The following is a 15,389-nucleotide window of genomic DNA, read 5'->3' as shown; positions in this document are numbered from 1 at the left end:
TTCATGCATTTTACACAACACCTCTCATCCAGAGGTGTTTTTTTGTCTGACTACACACAACCACAGGGGGAAAGAACATGACACACTTTTGGAAAATCACACTGGCATTATTATTATCCATCGGGGTCCTGTCTGCATGCGGAACCGGGGATCAGGAAAGTAAGCAAGGAAAGCAGGAAGCTGTCACCGAGGAAAATGGTGCAGCATATCCACTGTCTGTAAATGATGCACTGGAGCATAAAGTGACTTTGGAAGAACAACCTAAACATATCGTTTCTTTAATTCCGAGTAATACAGAAATCTTATTTGAATTGGGACTGAATGATGAGGTTGTCGGCGTATCCGATTTTGACAATTATCCGGAAGAAGCAGCGGAAAAAGAAAAAATCGGAGGAATGGAGTTCAACGTAGAGAAAATTGTCTCCCTGAAGCCAGACCTCGTCCTTGCACATGAAAGCACGGCAACATCGGCAGAGGCTGGATTGACACAGCTGAAAGATGCAGGAATCAATGTCTTCATCGTTCAAGATGCGAAAAGCTTTGATGAAGTATACAGTACGATCGAGAATATCGGCATGCTTGTAGGAAAGAATGAAGAGGCAGAAAACGTCATCTCTGGCATGAAAGCCGACCTTCAATCCATTGAAGAAAAAGTGCAGGATGTCAAAGAGAAAAAACAGGTGTATGTGGAAGTATCTCCATCTCCTGATATTTATTCAACAGGTAAACATACCTTCATTGATCAAATGCTGACCATGTTAGGGGCAGAAAATGTGATGGGTGGCGAAGAAGGCTGGGTGCAGGTGAACCAGGAAGCTGTCATTTCATCCAATCCTGATGTCATCATCACAACATATGGCTACTACAGTGAGGATCCCAAGGAACAAGTCCTGTCAAGAGATGGCTGGAAAGATGTAAAAGCTGTCAAGGAAGGGAACGTTCATGATGTCCACTCAGATCTTGTTACCCGTACCGGTCCAAGATTGGTAGAAGGAGTAGAGGAAATTGCCAAGTCAATCTATCCGGAGATATTTGCAGAATAAAATATGGCTCACATATATGTGCGCAGGGATATTTCTTATTTTATCCCTGCTTGCAGGCATATCGATCGGGACAATCCATATACCACCGGGAGATATTATTTCCATCATAGGGTCTGAGATCATTGGGGTTCATCTGCCCCAATCCATCGACCCGATGACCAAGAACATCGTTTTTACCATTCGTTTACCGCGCGTATTACTAGCCCTGTTAGTCGGAAGCTCCCTGGCGATTGCCGGGGCTTCTTTTCAAGGGCTGCTCCGTAATCCACTTGCTGACCCGTATACACTTGGGGTCTCATCAGGTGCTTCAGTAGGGGCAGTCGTTACATTATTTTTCAATTTAAGCATTCCTGTCATAGGGGCGTTTACGCTTCCCTTTTTCAGTATCCTTTGTTCTGTGATCACCGTATTCCTCGTATTATGGTTTGCTCAAAAAGTGGAAAAGGCGATGAAAGTAGAAACAATCATCCTCACAGGTATCATATTCAGTTCCTTTTTAGGATCGCTGATCTCACTGATGATCGCCTTGACAGGGGAGGAGTTGCGACAGATCATCGGCTGGCTCCTCGGAAGCGTTTCTATGAGGGGATGGGACTATATTACAATCATCCTGCCGTTTTTCATCATCGGCATTACGATATTATTCTTTAACAGCAAAGAACTGAACGGAATGAGTTTCGGGGAAGAACAGGCCCGTCATATCGGCATATCTGTACATAGAAGAAAAATGATGATCCTGATCGCAGGGAGTATCCTCACCGGTTCAGCTGTCGCTGTCTCTGGTACGATCGGCTTTGTCGGCCTTGTGATTCCTCATTTTCTAAGAAGAATCATCGGACATGACCATAAGCATCTCCTTCCATTGTCGATCATAACAGGCGGGGGATTCCTCGTACTTGCCGACCTCATTTCAAGAACGATCATTTCTCCGACAGAACTTCCGATCGGAGTGATCACCGCGTTGATCGGGGCACCTATGTTTGCCTATATACTTCTTAAGAAAAGAGGGTTGTCTTCATGATCGATGTTCAACATGTTTCAGCCGGCTACAACGGGCGGAAAATGATCCGGAACATGAACTTCCATATCCATCAAGGGGAATTCTTCGGAATCCTCGGCCCCAATGGGAGCGGGAAAACAACCTTGATGAAAGCAATCACCGGCCTCCTTCCATTAATGGAGGGGACCATCCAACTGAAGGGGAAGCCGTTGGGGCAGTATTCCTCAAAAGAATTGGCAAAGAATATCGCTGTCCTGCCGCAGCTGTCGGCAGAAACATTTTCTTATCAAGTTCGGGAGACGGTGATGCTCGGCAGATATGCCCATCAGAAGGGGTTATTCAAAGGGGCGTCTATCCGGGATGGAGAGATTGTGGACAAAGTGATGGAACAGACTGGCATCAGCAAGTTTCAATCCCGTTATCTCCATGAATTGTCCGGTGGGGAGCGACAGCGGGTATTCCTGGCTCAGGCACTTGCCCAGGAGCCAAAGATTCTCCTCTTGGATGAACCGACGAATCACCTTGATCTCACTTTCCAAAAATCACTTCTCGATTTGATCAAAAGCCAGACGATACAGGAAAATCTTACGGTCGTATCCATCTTCCACGATTTGAATTTAGCGAGTCTCTACTGTGACAGGTTACTTCTGTTGAATAACGGTGAAACCCGTATGCTTCACCATCCCGAAGAAGTACTGAAGGAAGAGCATATTGAAGAGGTGTACCAGACAAAAGTGCAAAAACAGGCCCATCCCATTGTTGCAAAGCCCCAAATGGTTCTTGTACCAGAAGGGGAGGAACGGGAAGACATGTTACTGGACGGCCGTTTCCTCACACTGAAAGAGGATTGTATCCATTTCTCTGCTCCTTCCCCGCTGAAATGCATGTCATCAGGTATTATCGGGTCCGGGATCGGGTGGTATACGGATTTTATCAACCGGAGCGTTCCGGTTGATTATAATTGTTCAGATTACCAGCACGATATGAAAGAATACCTCATCGAAAAGCAATTAGATCCGTCTTTATCCGTCGGGATGATGACGGCGCTGCCTTTGACGAATATGATTTCAGACAGATTTGAACACGACGGGCGATCTGTCTTTATCGTCGTGACAGCAGGGGTCGGAAATGCCATGGATGTGTCAACGAGTTATCAATATGACATTGATTATAAGCCTGGAACGATCAACACGTGGGTGTTCATCAATGGTCATTTATCAGATGAAGCATACATCGAAGCATTGGTCACAGCAACCGAGGCGAAAGTCAGGGCCCTTCAGGATATGGATGTAAGGGACAAACGGACAGGAACACTTGCCACCGGGACACCGACAGACAGCATCCTGATTGCTTCCAATCAGAAAGGCGAGATCGAGCCTTTCGCAGGACCGATCACACCGTTTGGTAAACTGATTGGCCGCGGTGTGTATGAAGTGACGAAAAAAGCCATTCAACGCTACGGAGAGAATAAATGACCCCCTGATTAGGTGATCAAGGAAGGGAGGATGCGTATATGGGACATATCATCTTCATATCCGGAGGAGTGAGGAGCGGCAAAAGTTCACTCGCTGAAAAGATTGCAGCGTCAAAAAGACAACCCGGACAACCTCTTATCTATCTTGCCTGCGGCATCGATACCGATCCTGAAATGAGGAGAAGGATACAGAAACATCAACACGATCGTCAGCTCTCAGATGAATCCTGGCAGACGATTGAATGCAGTGGCTCACTTCATGAGGTCGTTGACTCCATCCCGCCCGACTCCATCGTGCTGCTGGATTGTGTCACCACTTTGTTGACCAATATCATGTTCGCCCCAGACGGAAAAAACGGGGAGGAAGCATACGTTGACATCTGCCAATCTATTAAAATGCTCATGCATAAAGTAAGGATATTGGTTGTGGTGAGCAATGAATTGTTCTCCGACTTCCCGCCGGAACACAAGGATGTTCTATCGTTCCTTAAGATACTCGGATCCATACATAGAAGCATTGTAGGACTCTCTACCATTTCTATTGACATGTCGGCAGGGATCCCCGATGTGAAGAAGGGAGTTCTCTCACTATGAGTATTCTCAAAGCTTTCCTGTTGAACCTTCAGTTTTTCACGATCATCCCGATTCACAGTAGACTCACCGTCGGGAAAAGGGAATTGGTATGGATGGTCAGGATCTTCCCTCTATTAGGTGTGTTTCTAGGTCTACTCCTTGCAGGTGGTTATGCGGTCCTTGATACCTATACGGGGCTGAGCACATTGGCAACGGCTTTTTTCGTCTGGGTCGTGCCCATCATCCTGACAGGCGCCATTCATCTCGACGGCTTTATGGATGCATGCGACGGATATTTTTCTTACAGAGAAAAGGAAAAGCGGTTAACGATCATGAAAGACCCACGGGTTGGCGCATTCGGAGTCATGTCGATCTTGATCTTACTTTCATCCCGGTTTCTATTTATTTATGAATCGGTTCTCACTGCTCCACCCAACATCCTTATGGCCACACTCATATTGATTCCCTTTTTCTCAAGAGTGGTGATGGGGGCGGGTACCATTTTCATCCCTCCTGCACAGAAGTCAGGAATGGGCTATGAATTCAGCAAGAACCTTTCAACCCTGGACATCGTTTGGATAGGTTCATTCGGCTTGGCGGTGGGAATCGTCATGTGGATATGGGGTTCCCTTTACCTGTTCTGGGTATTCGCATTCGTGACCGGAGTTTTCTTTCTCTTCATATATAGCAAGACCATTAAATGGTTCGGCGGGATGACGGGCGATACCACCGGAGCAAGTGTCGAGGGGGTGGAGTGGATTTTATGGATGACTATATGGTTATTATGCTCATCAGGCATGCTGTAACGGCTGAGAATGAACTAGGACAATACATCGGCTGGACGAATTCAAGTTTATCACCGACAGGAATCGATTATCTTCATCTCTACAAGCATTCATTCCGTCCTTTTAAAACAGTGTACGCAAGTGATTTGAACAGGACGATGGAAACCGCGGCTATATTGTTTCAAGATGCAAGCATCATTTCTACACCTTTGTTAAGGGAAATCCACTTCGGTGAATGGGAAGGATTGACCCACGCCAAGTTAAAGGATGATGCGGCCTATCAAATGTGGCTTTCCGATCCGAACCAATCCCCTCCAAATGGAGAAGGCATCGGTCAGTTCAAGAAGCGCATTAACATCGCCTGGTCCCATATCATGAACGAAATACGGTGTGATGGCAGACACGAATATGCCATCATCAGCCATGGCGGGGTCATGCGTCATCTTTTGACAGTCCTTTCGCCAATGAATGAAAAGCGGACATTTTGGGAGTGGGATGTGCCTCATGCTTCAGGTTACGAGTTAAGATGGAAAACAGAAGAGGATTGGAGGAAACAATCATGTACTTCGTTACGGGCGGTTCCTTTAATGGAAAAAGAAAATGGGTGAATGATTCTTTTCTTCATAATAATCCGGAGTATACTTGGTTTTCATTTTTCGATGGAGATGTAGAAACAATTGAGACCACAGCTGCAACCGTCGTATTGGAAGGGCTCGAATATGCCATCCGTTCTTCTCTGCACCTACCGGCAGAAGATATACGGGAAAAATTCAAACACCGGATGTCGTCTCTGCTCCAATGGGAACAGGATGTACAGGGAAGGAAAGTGATCTGGATCGGTTCAGAAATTGGCAAAGGGATTGTACCGGTTGATGCTGCAGACAGAAAATGGCGGGATGTGACAGGCTGGATCTATCAAGACCTTGCTGATATGGCACAGGAAGTATGGGTAGTATGGTACGGAATCGGGACACCAATAAAGAGGTAAAGGAGAGGGGAAAATTGCAATTATACACAAAGACCGGGGACAAAGGACAAACAAGTTTGATTGGCGGCAGGGTAGATAAAGATGACATCCGCGTCGATGCATATGGAACATTGGATGAAGTGAATTCTTTCGTAGGTCAGGCGATCACGGAACTCCATGCTGAGCGATACGAAGACCTTATTCAGTCGCTGGAGACGATCCAGCATGAATTGTTCGATTGTGGAGGTGATCTATCAAATGTATCCAGAAGAAGGCAGATCAAGCTCAAGCCAGAGTCGGTTCAAAGACTGGAAGAACACATTGACCGCTTAACAGAGGAAGCGCCTCCACTGGAAAAGTTCATCCTGCCTGGGGGCGTCAAGGCAGCAGCAAGTATTCATATCGCAAGAACCGTGGCGAGAAGGGCCGAGAGATCTATCGTTTCTTTATCAAAGACTGATGAGCATTTCCCATACGTCACGCTTCAGTACGTCAATCGCTTATCCGACTACTTTTTTGCCCTGGCACGGGTCATTAACCATCGAGCCAACGTGAAAGATATCGAATATATCCGGAGTGCAAATGTCTTCTCCTCAGGAACTGCACCAAATGAGAAATAACCTGAAATCTTTCATCATCCTATCCCTCTTTATTGCTTTATCAGCGATCGGTGGGCTGGTGAAAATACCGGCTGTCATCGGGACCGTTGCATTCGACAGCATGCCTGCCCTATTGGCAGCATCATTATATAATGGAAGAAAAGGGGCAGTAGTAGCAGGGGGAGGGCATCTTCTGTCAGCCCTTTACGCAGGATTTCCCCTCGGACCTTTCCATCTGATCATTGCTGCTGAGATGGCGCTTTTTGTATGGTTATTCGGCTATATTTTTTCAAAGGGGAAGCCGGTCATCGCTGCGATCCTCTTTTTTATCGGCAATGGTTTGATAGCAGGGATTCCATTTATCTTTCTATTGAGTCTGTCCTTCTATTTTGCGATGCTGCCTTCCTTGTTGACGGGTAGCTTGATGAATTTGACCCTTGCGCATTTCCTGTATCCACCATTGGTGCGCAGTTTGAAGAAGGGGGACTTCGCATGATGAAGGGAAGAGACGTATTATCGGTTCATACCGGCGATAAGCAACTGATTTTCGCATCTGAATGCAGCGGCGGTATTGGGTTGAAGCCGGATGACCCAGTGCAGGCTGATCCTGAAACAGTCGGGTACTACTGCTTCAGGGTTGCGGCGATGGAGTGCCTGTCAGCAGGGGCCGACCTGCTTGCTGTTCAGCTGATGAATTTCACATCTGATTCTGTATGGGACGCTTATAACAATGGAATCAATAAAGGATTGGCCGAATTGGGGCTGCATGGGATTCCGGTAACCGGGAGCTCCGAATCCAACATCCATCTTCTTCAATCGGCAATCGCCGTAACATGCATCGGCATGAAAGAAACGCGACCTGACAGAATTGATCCCGACTCGCTTTCCTATGGGGTGATCGGTAAACCGCTGGTTGGCCAGGAAGTTTTGGAAAATGAAGAATTTGTCGCACCTCTGTCATTGTTCCACATCTGCATGAATCATCCGTCCATTCAACACATACTTCCGGTCGGTTCAAAAGGGATACGTGCTGAACTCTCCATACTAATAGGGAGATCCGTCGAAAAACATGACATTCAGTCAGTGCTTGATATGGAAAAGTCCAGCGGTCCCTCGACATCATTCATCATTTCCTACAATCAAGAGGACTTAGAGGAAATCACGGAAATCACCCGGCCATATTTCCATTTCCTGCAACTTAATAGTGATAATAATTAAGTACATTTAAAGGTATTTGTGATAAAATATATTCTCAACCAACTGATTGGAGAAATATGTACAGTTATCCAACATTCTACGATTGTCAAATATCCGCGAATCACGTACTATTTCATACTATCATCGGTAATTCATGAATGTCTTATAAGTAGGTGAAGAAATGGATTCACGAATAAATCGCAAGACCAGAAAGAAGAAACGTGGAAGAAAAGTAGTTCTGGTATTATTGCTTCTCATTTTAAGTTTACTCGGCTATGCCGCTTTTCAATTTTACAGCGGATATAAAATGGCCGGTGAAGATCCGATGCAGGAAGACTATAAGTTCAATGGTGTAAAAGATGCAAACGGCAAGGTGAACATCCTACTGTTGGGTGTCGACAGCAGGGGCGAGGAGAAATCGAGGACCGACACGATGATGCTTGCTCAAGTCGACCCTAAAACAAATGAAACCAAACTCGTTTCTTTTATGCGGGATATATACGCGGAGATTCCCGGTTACAGGAATTATAAATTAAATACTGCATTCTATTTAGGCGGTCCTGAATTGCTGCGAAAAACAATCAAGCAAAACTTTGACCTCGATATCCAGTATTACATGATTGTGGACTTCAAAGGGTTTGAGCAATCAGTCGATATCCTTGCCCCGGATGGAATCGAGATGGACGTTGAAAAGGCAATGTCGGCAAATATCGGCGTTTCCCTGGAACCAGGTGTCCAAAAGCTCAATGGGAAAGAATTATTGGGCTATGCCAGATTCCGTCATGATGCACAGGGTGATTTCGGCAGGGTGGAACGGCAGCAGAAGGTTATTTCAGCCCTAAAAGAAGAAGTATTATCGATAGGAGGCGTAACAAAGCTTCCTAAGATGGCAGGATCAATTCAACCCTATCTTCAAACGAATATGAATAAACTGGATCAGATCTCCATTGCGAAAGATATCCTTTTAAGCAATAAAAGTGATATGGACAAGCTGACGCTACCGGTCAATGGTTCTTTCGATAATGCAAGCTACAGCGGAGTCGGGTCAGTCCTTGAAATCGACTTTGAAGAAAATAAACAGGCTTTGAAAGACTTCCTTAACGGGACATCTGATGAAGCTACTACAGAATAATCAACCAACATCCCGTTCAGTACATTGCTGCTGAACGGGATGTTTTTTATTTTCCAAACACTTAATATCATTGGCCATGAAAATATAACCTCTTTCAACCCCCACATTATACTGTCTTCACTGCTCCCAGGCACGATCCACCCCTCCAATCCAGCCAATTTCCAAAAGTAAAAATTCTGATTATAGGCTCTCTCGTCCAATATACGGCCTTTAGAAGGAATCTGAATAACATAAAAGGGGATGATAGCGCTTCCACTAGCTTATACGGCAAATTCCTAACTACTTCCTTTATTGCCCTTGATATCATTTATCAGCATGTTACGATAATAAACGTTGTGAACAAAGCACACGCCACTCAAGGCTTTTGGCGGGGTGCAATTACTATTTACTATTAAAATGACTAAATGAAAATTAAAAAGAACGTACACTATGAACTGGAGCTGATATGTTTGTTGAAAAATAAAACGATTGCTTTTCTTGGTGCAGGAAATATGGCTGAAGCCATGATCTCAGGTACTGTACAAAGCGGAAAGCTTCCAACAGAACAAATCATTGTTTCAAATCGGAGCAATCAAGATAAATTAGATGAAATGAAAGAAAAATATGGTATAACGGCTCTTAAAAAGGATCATTTACCTTTTGAGGAAATTGACATCCTTATACTGGCAATGAAGCCAAAGGACATTGATAAAGCATTGGCGTCCATCAATCAACTGGTTCGAAAGGATACAGTGATCCTGTCCGTATTGGCGGGCATTACCACTTCCCATATGGAAGAACAACTGCCAGCCGGTCAATCGGTGATTCGCGTAATGCCGAACACATCCAGTATGTTGAAGGAATCTGCCACTGCGATTTCCGCAGGAAGATTCACTTCTAAAGAAGACATGGACAATGCAGAAGAATTATTATCAAGCATTGGAGAAGTGTTCATCATTGATGAAGACCAAATGGACATATTCACCGGAATCGCCGGGAGTGGTCCAGCATATTTCTACTATTTAATGGAACATATCGAAAAAACAGGTGCAGAGGCAGGATTAGAACCGGCACTTGCACGTAAAATCGGTGCACAGACCATCTTTGGTGCAGCCAAGATGATGTTAGAGCGGGAAGAATCACCAGCACAACTCAGAGAAAACGTAACATCCCCAAATGGCACAACCGCCGCAGGACTTGATGCACTTGCAGAGTTCGGTGGAGGGAAGGCAATCTCAGAAGCTGTCAAAGGAGCAGAAAGACGCTCCAAAGAAATCAGCTCTTCCTTACAAACAAAAGAATTAGTCATGAGCTAAACACGAATATTCACCCATTTACCCATATATCAGAAAAGAAATACATGTCCGTCCCTGCAATCAGCAAGAGGGGCGAGGGACGGACCTTACCAGGAGTGATTAAATGTCCCAAGATAATAAGAAGAAACGTATCGTCATTAAGATTGGAAGTAGTTCTTTGACAAGTTTACACGGAGAAATGAGCCGCAGGAAGCTCGAGCGTCTTGTAGATGAAGTTGTTCGTTTGAAAGACGACGGCCATGAAGTTCTGCTTGTTTCATCAGGAGCAGTCGCAGCAGGTTATCGTAAATTAGGCTGCTTGACGCGCCCAAGTTCTCTGCCGGAGAAGCAGGCGGCTGCAGCGATTGGTCAAGGTCTATTGATTGAAGCATATTCCGATCTGCTCATTTCCAATGGATATGTGGCTTCGCAAATCTTAATCACTCGCAGTGATTTTTCAGATGAAGGTAGATACAACAATGCAAGAAATACGATTAATGTACTTCTTGAAAGAGGGATCATCCCAATCGTAAATGAAAATGACACCGTCACGATCGACCGCTTGAAATTCGGCGACAATGATACACTTTCAGCTAAAGTGGCAGCACTGGTCGATGCAGATCAACTCATCATCCTGTCTGATATTGACGGATTATATGATGCGGATCCACGTAAAAACCCAGATGCCGAGCTTCTTGAAACGGTTACTGAAATCACCGAAGAGATCGAAGACATGGCAGGAGAGCCTGGAAGCTCAGTCGGAACAGGCGGTATGCGTTCGAAGATTGATGCTTTCAAGATCACCATGGCATCCGGCATCCCGGCATTCCTTGGTAAATCAGGTCACGCCAATATCATATATGATGCTGTACAGCATACAGCAAAAGGAACCTATTTTGAATCGACGGAAGATTCGGTGAATCTTGATTCCAAGAAGCAATGGATCGCATTCAACTCAGGTCCTGAAGGAGAAATCACCATCGATGCAGATGCGAAAGACCGTATTCTCGATGAAAAGAAAAGCTTGACAATCGATGATATTTACTCAGTAAAAGGGCGTTTCAACAAAGGCGCGGTCGTGCGCATCCTCGATAACCGCAACGAAGAAGTCGGGCTTGGAATGGTCAACTATCGATCAGGTCAACTGAAAAACCCTGCAGACATCAAATCGGATGAAATTGCAGTGGAAATCGACCAGCTCGTTTGCCACGTAGAAGTACCGATTCCAATGGGCGTCTAAGGGAGGGCTTTCCTCCCGTCCATTTCCATAAATAACTCAACAAATCCAAAATAAGTTCAATCAAGCTTCACCCAAAAAACCAGGAGGTATTTGATGACTTTAACAGTAGAAAAAACCGATGTAAAAAAACAAGCGATGATGGCTAAAAAAGCGGCAAAAACACTCAGCCTTTTAACAACTGATCAGAAAAACAAAGCGCTTCACACGCTTGCAGACCATTTGGAGACAAACTATGAATCCATCTTGAAGCAAAATGAAAAGGATCTAGAAAGAGGCAGAGAGAAAGGCTTTGAAGCAGCATTCATGGATCGTTTGTCACTATCCAAAGAACGCGTAGAAGACTTTGCGAACGGTCTTCGCCAGGTAGCGGATCTTGAAGATCCAACTGGAAAAATCGTGTCTGATTGGACATTGGAAAATCAACTGCAAGTCCAAAAGGTTACCGTCCCACTAGGTGTCATCGGCATGATTTATGAAGCCCGGCCAAATGTAACAGTAGATGCGACTGGATTGGCACTTAAATCTGGTAATGCGATCATTCTGAAAGGCGGTTCCAATGCCATCACATCTAATAAAGCGATTGTTGATGTGATGCATGATGCATTAGAAAAGACAGATATCCCGAAAGAAGCGGTTCAATTCATCAACACCACTGACCGAGAGGCAACCAGTGAATTGTTCACGATGAAAGAATATATCGATGTCTTAATTCCCCGCGGCGGCGGTGCATTGATCAATGCGGTTGTTAATAATGCTACAGTTCCAGTGCTTGAAACCGGGGTAGGAAATTGCCATATCTACATTGATAAAGAAGCGGATGTAGAAAAAGCTTTGAATATCATGATCAATGCCAAGACAGACCGTCCAGCGGTATGTAATGCGGCAGAAACGGTCATTCTTCACGAAGAATGGTTTGAAGCGAACAAAGATGCCTTTGTGGAAAAGCTCAAAAAACACGGCGTTTCTATTCACGGTGACGAAAAAGTAGTGGCTGCCATCGATGATGCGAAGCTTGCAGGCGAAGAAGACTGGGCCAATGAATATTTAAGCCTGGATATCGCGGTCAAAATCGTGTCAGATCTTGATGGTGCAGTGGATCATATCGAACAATACGGAACAAAGCATTCCGAAGCGATTGTAACTGAAAACAGTGAAACCGCCAAGAAGTTCATGATGCTTGTTGATGCTGCAGCACTGTATCACAATGCGTCGACACGCTTTACAGATGGCGGGGCACTCGGATTCGGTGCAGAAATCGGCATCTCAACACAGAAGCTTCATGCAAGAGGGCCAATGGGATTACCGGCACTCACGACTGTGAAGTATATGATGCACGGAACAGGTCAAATCCGATAATCTATAGAAAAAAGCTTGAGGAGAGATTCCTCAAGCTTTTTTTTCATCCCGATTCGTGAAGAATGAATTCATGCATGCCGCGTATGGTATGGACTTCTTGTTCGTAGCATATCATCAACAGCCTTTCAAAGATCTCGGCCGTCATGATGGCATCGTTCAATGCATGATGACGTGCCCTGCTGTCGATGTTGAACTTTTTCACAAGGGAATCGAGATAACAGTCATCCCTGGCAAGCAAACCATTAGCAAGTGAAAAAGAATCAACATATTCCGGTTCAAAAGAAGGTAATTCCCAGCGGCTGATCCTTTTTTGCAGGAAATTGATATCAAAGCTGGCCGGGTGGGCAACCAGTATCGTTCCTTTGCTGAATTCGATGAATCTTTCAAGTCCGATCGGCAGTGTCACACCGTTAATGAAATCTTTCCTCCGCAGCCCCGTGAACCGCTTCGTCTCCCTTGACACCGTCTGAAGGGGGTTGATGACTTGATAAAACGTCTCATCCCGCTGAACTTTCCCTTCATGCACCTTAACAGCCCCGATGGAAATGATCTCATCCCCAATCTCGGGGAAAAACCCTGTCGTTTCCAAGTCGAAGATGGTGAACGTGCAATCAAACAGATGCTTTTTCTGAAGAGTTGGCTTTTCATCTTCAAACTCTTTTAAAGTACGGGATAATTTATGGTAAGAAAGCTTCTCTTTTTCTTTCTTCACCTGATGTCTGAAAAAGAATTGATGCCATAAATAATACTTCAGAATACGAAAGCCTACATTAATCCCTACTTGTTCCATTAAACCACCCGATTCCTGTTGAAGCTGATTTCCATCACTTGTTGGAGTCGGTTGGCGATTTGTATGGACTCTTTTAATTTCTGCCGGTCCTCTTTAGAAAGGGTCCTCACATCGATGTCATTGCTTAATGGCTTTCCTTCACTTAGCTCAAGAAGATTCTGCTTTGTTCTTAGCGTCAAGAGGATATGCATCGCCGTCTTGACATTTTCAGCATCCCTTGGGTGAAAGGCCTGAATCTTCTTCAACGCCTGAACCCGCTTGATCGTATTCACTTCTTTGATTCCATATTTGACCGAATGAATCCGGATCATATTGACGATTTGCAATAACCCTGACTTCTTCAAATTGAAAAGGTGATTCCGGGGTTTCAGATTCACCCTTCCCAATGGTCCGACGGGTAGCTTGAAGCGGAGGGCGTCTTTTCGTAAGAGCTGCTGCATATTCAATGACCTTTTTGACTTTTCGGCGAGATAAGTCCGAATTTCTTCTGCTATCGAGTAGTCCCCGTAAATCGGCCGGAAGTCATAGAACATCGTGATATTTTGTACTTCCTGGGCATCGATTTCATGCAGCCAGTCATCAATCGCCCTTTTCCAGTCGGTATAAGATCTTTTCCACTTTTGTTCCTTGGCCATGATGCCTCCGGTGCATTCAGGGAAACCGCACGCTGCAAGCTTCAGATTCAGCTTCTCTGTGAACGCCTGGAAGTAATGATCCACCTTTTTCAGGTCGGAAAGATGATCATAGTCATCAAGGATGATCCCATTATCCTGATCAGTATGGAAACCCTGTTCACTCCGGCCTTGACTCCCCATGACAATGAAGCAGTAATTGATTGGTGCCGAACCGTAACCTTCCTGACGCATTTCCCTTTCACTCAGTTGAATGATTTTCCGGTGAAGCCGGTCATTATAATTGGTGATCACTTCGCATATATCGTAGCCGAAGCTGTCCTGCAAAAGCAGATCCTGTATGAATTGTTGAAAAGTTTCACTTTTGACAGTGGCAAGCTTCACCAGTTCATCATGGGTCAGCGCCTTCTGGATCTTATAAGAGAGATCAAGATAATTCGAATCCTGAATATTGAGGAATGATGTGCTTGTTAGGATGCCGACTACCACATCATTCCGTATAATTGGAACGAAATCCACTTCCTCATGCTTGAAGTAGGAGAGTGCTTCATAAGCGAACGATTCATCCCTGATCCAAAACGGTTTCTTTTTCATCCAATCGGCCACGGTCTCGGATGAAGAGGGGGAGGTGATGTAAGAAAGAATTTCCCGCTGGGTCAGAATCCCTTGCATTTTTTTATCCCCGTCGACCACCACCAGGCCGTACGTATCGTGCTCTTTCATCTTCTTGGCCGCTTCCACAATCGAATCGTTTTCTCTGATGAACGTAGGGCTGTCCATCAAGGTATGTACTTTCGTCCTGAAAAGGTTGATATTTTCATCGTCTGTTTCAGTTGCCGATTTTGCCTTGATTTCGTCATACAGTGTTTTCATGCGATTGCCGATGCTTTCAAAGATGATTTTGGAGAAATCATTGTTCTTCGTCATCACCTCAAGGATCCGGTCTTTCTGGATTCTGAACACCGTGCAATCCTCGATCGCTTGCACGGAAAATGTCATCTGGCCGCTCGTCAGCATAATCATGATCCCGATCAGGTCACCGGGGTAATAAAATCTCAGGGAGTACTGTTTGCCGTTTGAACGATGAAGGACGTTTTTGGCAAGACCTGATACAAGGAAGTAAATATCAAGGTCTTCAACCGTTTCATCTTCATGAAACAAAAACTCGCCTTTTTTAAAAGTAGTGTATCTCGAACCTGAAATGATGTAATCCAACTGTTCTGAGGACAAAACGTCAAATGGGTAGTGCCCCTGTATGATTTGTAATAACTCCTGCTGGTTCATCCAATCCCTCCCGTTCACGCTAGTTCCATAGTACTTTAACATA

16 protein-coding genes are annotated in these 15,389 nt (G+C 44.9%); 14 read left to right on the top strand and 2 right to left on the bottom strand.

Annotated elements, in window-relative coordinates; translation table 11 throughout:
- Positions 1 to 77: 77 nt before the first annotated feature.
- The 14 genes from KH172YL63_RS10315 to KH172YL63_RS10250 all read left to right on the top strand — a co-directional run bounded on the left by KH172YL63_RS10315 (position 78) and on the right by KH172YL63_RS10250 (position 12,640).
- Positions 78 to 1,043: an ABC transporter substrate-binding protein gene (locus tag KH172YL63_RS10315; RefSeq protein WP_173106018.1), complete on the top strand. Its 966-nt coding sequence runs from the start codon at positions 78 to 80 to the stop codon at positions 1,041 to 1,043.
- Positions 1,044 to 1,059: 16 nt separating this feature from the next.
- Entirely contained in the window at positions 1,060 to 2,064 is a 1,005-nt protein-coding gene (locus tag KH172YL63_RS10310) for a FecCD family ABC transporter permease (protein WP_173108128.1), read from the top strand.
- Positions 2,061 to 3,518 (top strand): adenosylcobinamide amidohydrolase, encoded by a 1,458-nt coding sequence (locus KH172YL63_RS10305; RefSeq protein ID WP_173106017.1) that lies wholly within the window; start codon positions 2,061 to 2,063, stop codon positions 3,516 to 3,518. The genes KH172YL63_RS10310 and KH172YL63_RS10305 overlap by 4 nt, the downstream gene beginning before the upstream one ends.
- A 38-nt stretch (positions 3,519 to 3,556) precedes the next feature.
- A complete protein-coding gene (locus KH172YL63_RS10300) occupies positions 3,557 to 4,111 on the top strand; it encodes a bifunctional adenosylcobinamide kinase/adenosylcobinamide-phosphate guanylyltransferase (RefSeq protein ID WP_173106016.1) in 555 nt (184 codons plus the stop codon).
- Complete coding sequence (locus KH172YL63_RS10295; protein ID WP_173106015.1) at positions 4,108 to 4,896, top strand: adenosylcobinamide-GDP ribazoletransferase; 789 nt, start codon at positions 4,108 to 4,110, stop codon at positions 4,894 to 4,896. The genes KH172YL63_RS10300 and KH172YL63_RS10295 overlap by 4 nt, the downstream gene beginning before the upstream one ends.
- Positions 4,854 to 5,483, top strand: a complete 630-nt coding sequence (locus KH172YL63_RS10290; protein ID WP_173106014.1) for a histidine phosphatase family protein — start codon at positions 4,854 to 4,856, stop codon at positions 5,481 to 5,483. Before KH172YL63_RS10295 ends, KH172YL63_RS10290 begins: the two co-directional genes overlap by 43 nt.
- Positions 5,435 to 5,863 carry a bifunctional adenosylcobinamide kinase/adenosylcobinamide-phosphate guanylyltransferase gene (locus tag KH172YL63_RS10285; protein ID WP_173106013.1) on the top strand — a complete coding sequence of 143 codons (429 nt, stop codon included), beginning with the start codon at positions 5,435 to 5,437 and terminating at the stop codon, positions 5,861 to 5,863. Before KH172YL63_RS10290 ends, KH172YL63_RS10285 begins: the two co-directional genes overlap by 49 nt.
- A 14-nt stretch (positions 5,864 to 5,877) precedes the next feature.
- Complete coding sequence (locus tag KH172YL63_RS10280) at positions 5,878 to 6,462, top strand: cob(I)yrinic acid a,c-diamide adenosyltransferase (RefSeq protein ID WP_173106012.1); 585 nt, start codon at positions 5,878 to 5,880, stop codon at positions 6,460 to 6,462.
- Positions 6,452 to 6,937: an ECF transporter S component gene (locus KH172YL63_RS10275; RefSeq protein WP_173106011.1), complete on the top strand. Its 486-nt coding sequence runs from the start codon at positions 6,452 to 6,454 to the stop codon at positions 6,935 to 6,937. The genes KH172YL63_RS10280 and KH172YL63_RS10275 overlap by 11 nt, the downstream gene beginning before the upstream one ends.
- Positions 6,934 to 7,659: an ATP-binding protein gene (locus KH172YL63_RS10270; RefSeq protein ID WP_173106010.1), complete on the top strand. Its 726-nt coding sequence runs from the start codon at positions 6,934 to 6,936 to the stop codon at positions 7,657 to 7,659. Before KH172YL63_RS10275 ends, KH172YL63_RS10270 begins: the two co-directional genes overlap by 4 nt.
- A gap of 160 nt (positions 7,660 to 7,819) precedes the next feature.
- Positions 7,820 to 8,770, top strand: coding sequence for an LCP family protein (locus tag KH172YL63_RS10265; protein ID WP_173106009.1), 951 nt, complete (start codon positions 7,820 to 7,822; stop codon positions 8,768 to 8,770).
- Between the two features lie 449 nt (positions 8,771 to 9,219).
- Positions 9,220 to 10,065 (top strand): pyrroline-5-carboxylate reductase, encoded by an 846-nt coding sequence (proC, locus tag KH172YL63_RS10260; protein ID WP_232066171.1) that lies wholly within the window; start codon positions 9,220 to 9,222, stop codon positions 10,063 to 10,065.
- 103 nt (positions 10,066 to 10,168) lie between these two features.
- A complete protein-coding gene (gene proB, locus KH172YL63_RS10255; RefSeq protein WP_173106007.1) occupies positions 10,169 to 11,284 on the top strand; it encodes a glutamate 5-kinase in 1,116 nt (371 codons plus the stop codon).
- A gap of 93 nt (positions 11,285 to 11,377) precedes the next feature.
- Positions 11,378 to 12,640 carry a glutamate-5-semialdehyde dehydrogenase gene (locus KH172YL63_RS10250; RefSeq protein WP_173106006.1) on the top strand — a complete coding sequence of 421 codons (1,263 nt, stop codon included), beginning with the start codon at positions 11,378 to 11,380 and terminating at the stop codon, positions 12,638 to 12,640.
- A gap of 43 nt (positions 12,641 to 12,683) precedes the next feature.
- On the opposite strand, the gene KH172YL63_RS10245 is transcribed toward KH172YL63_RS10250, so the two are convergent.
- On the bottom strand, positions 12,684 to 13,430 hold the full coding sequence (locus tag KH172YL63_RS10245) for a 3'-5' exonuclease (protein WP_173106005.1): 747 nt from the start codon (positions 13,428 to 13,430) through the stop codon (positions 12,684 to 12,686).
- On the bottom strand, positions 13,430 to 15,346 hold the full coding sequence (locus tag KH172YL63_RS10240; RefSeq protein ID WP_173106004.1) for a DUF294 nucleotidyltransferase-like domain-containing protein: 1,917 nt from the start codon (positions 15,344 to 15,346) through the stop codon (positions 13,430 to 13,432). Before KH172YL63_RS10240 ends, KH172YL63_RS10245 begins: the two co-directional genes overlap by 1 nt.
- Between the last annotated feature and the right edge of the window lie 43 nt (positions 15,347 to 15,389).

The organism is Bacillus sp. KH172YL63, from assembly GCF_011398925.1.
In the GTDB taxonomy this organism is placed as follows: domain Bacteria; phylum Bacillota; class Bacilli; order Bacillales; family Bacillaceae_B; genus Rossellomorea.
This window is presented reverse-complemented; position numbering and strand designations above follow the sequence as displayed.

What these genes read in the sequence shown, in the direction of transcription:
- KH172YL63_RS10315 (WP_173106018.1), top strand. Translation starts at nt 78, where the DNA reads ATGACACACTTTTGGAAAATCACACTGGCATTATTATTATCCATCGGG.
- KH172YL63_RS10310 (WP_173108128.1), top strand. Translation starts at nt 1,060, where the DNA reads ATGTGCGCAGGGATATTTCTTATTTTATCCCTGCTTGCAGGCATATCG.
- KH172YL63_RS10305 (WP_173106017.1), top strand. Translation starts at nt 2,061, where the DNA reads ATGATCGATGTTCAACATGTTTCAGCCGGCTACAACGGGCGGAAAATG.
- KH172YL63_RS10300 (WP_173106016.1), top strand. Translation starts at nt 3,557, where the DNA reads ATGGGACATATCATCTTCATATCCGGAGGAGTGAGGAGCGGCAAAAGT.
- KH172YL63_RS10295 (WP_173106015.1), top strand. Translation starts at nt 4,108, where the DNA reads ATGAGTATTCTCAAAGCTTTCCTGTTGAACCTTCAGTTTTTCACGATC.
- KH172YL63_RS10290 (WP_173106014.1), top strand. Translation starts at nt 4,854, where the DNA reads ATGGATGACTATATGGTTATTATGCTCATCAGGCATGCTGTAACGGCT.
- KH172YL63_RS10285 (WP_173106013.1), top strand. Translation starts at nt 5,435, where the DNA reads ATGTACTTCGTTACGGGCGGTTCCTTTAATGGAAAAAGAAAATGGGTG.
- KH172YL63_RS10275 (WP_173106011.1), top strand. Translation starts at nt 6,452, where the DNA reads ATGAGAAATAACCTGAAATCTTTCATCATCCTATCCCTCTTTATTGCT.
- KH172YL63_RS10270 (WP_173106010.1), top strand. Translation starts at nt 6,934, where the DNA reads ATGATGAAGGGAAGAGACGTATTATCGGTTCATACCGGCGATAAGCAA.
- KH172YL63_RS10265 (WP_173106009.1), top strand. Translation starts at nt 7,820, where the DNA reads ATGGATTCACGAATAAATCGCAAGACCAGAAAGAAGAAACGTGGAAGA.
- proB (WP_173106007.1), top strand. Translation starts at nt 10,169, where the DNA reads ATGTCCCAAGATAATAAGAAGAAACGTATCGTCATTAAGATTGGAAGT.
- KH172YL63_RS10250 (WP_173106006.1), top strand. Translation starts at nt 11,378, where the DNA reads ATGACTTTAACAGTAGAAAAAACCGATGTAAAAAAACAAGCGATGATG.
- KH172YL63_RS10245 (WP_173106005.1), bottom strand. Translation starts at nt 13,430, where the DNA reads ATGGAACAAGTAGGGATTAATGTAGGCTTTCGTATTCTGAAGTATTAT.
- KH172YL63_RS10240 (WP_173106004.1), bottom strand. Translation starts at nt 15,346, where the DNA reads ATGAACCAGCAGGAGTTATTACAAATCATACAGGGGCACTACCCATTT.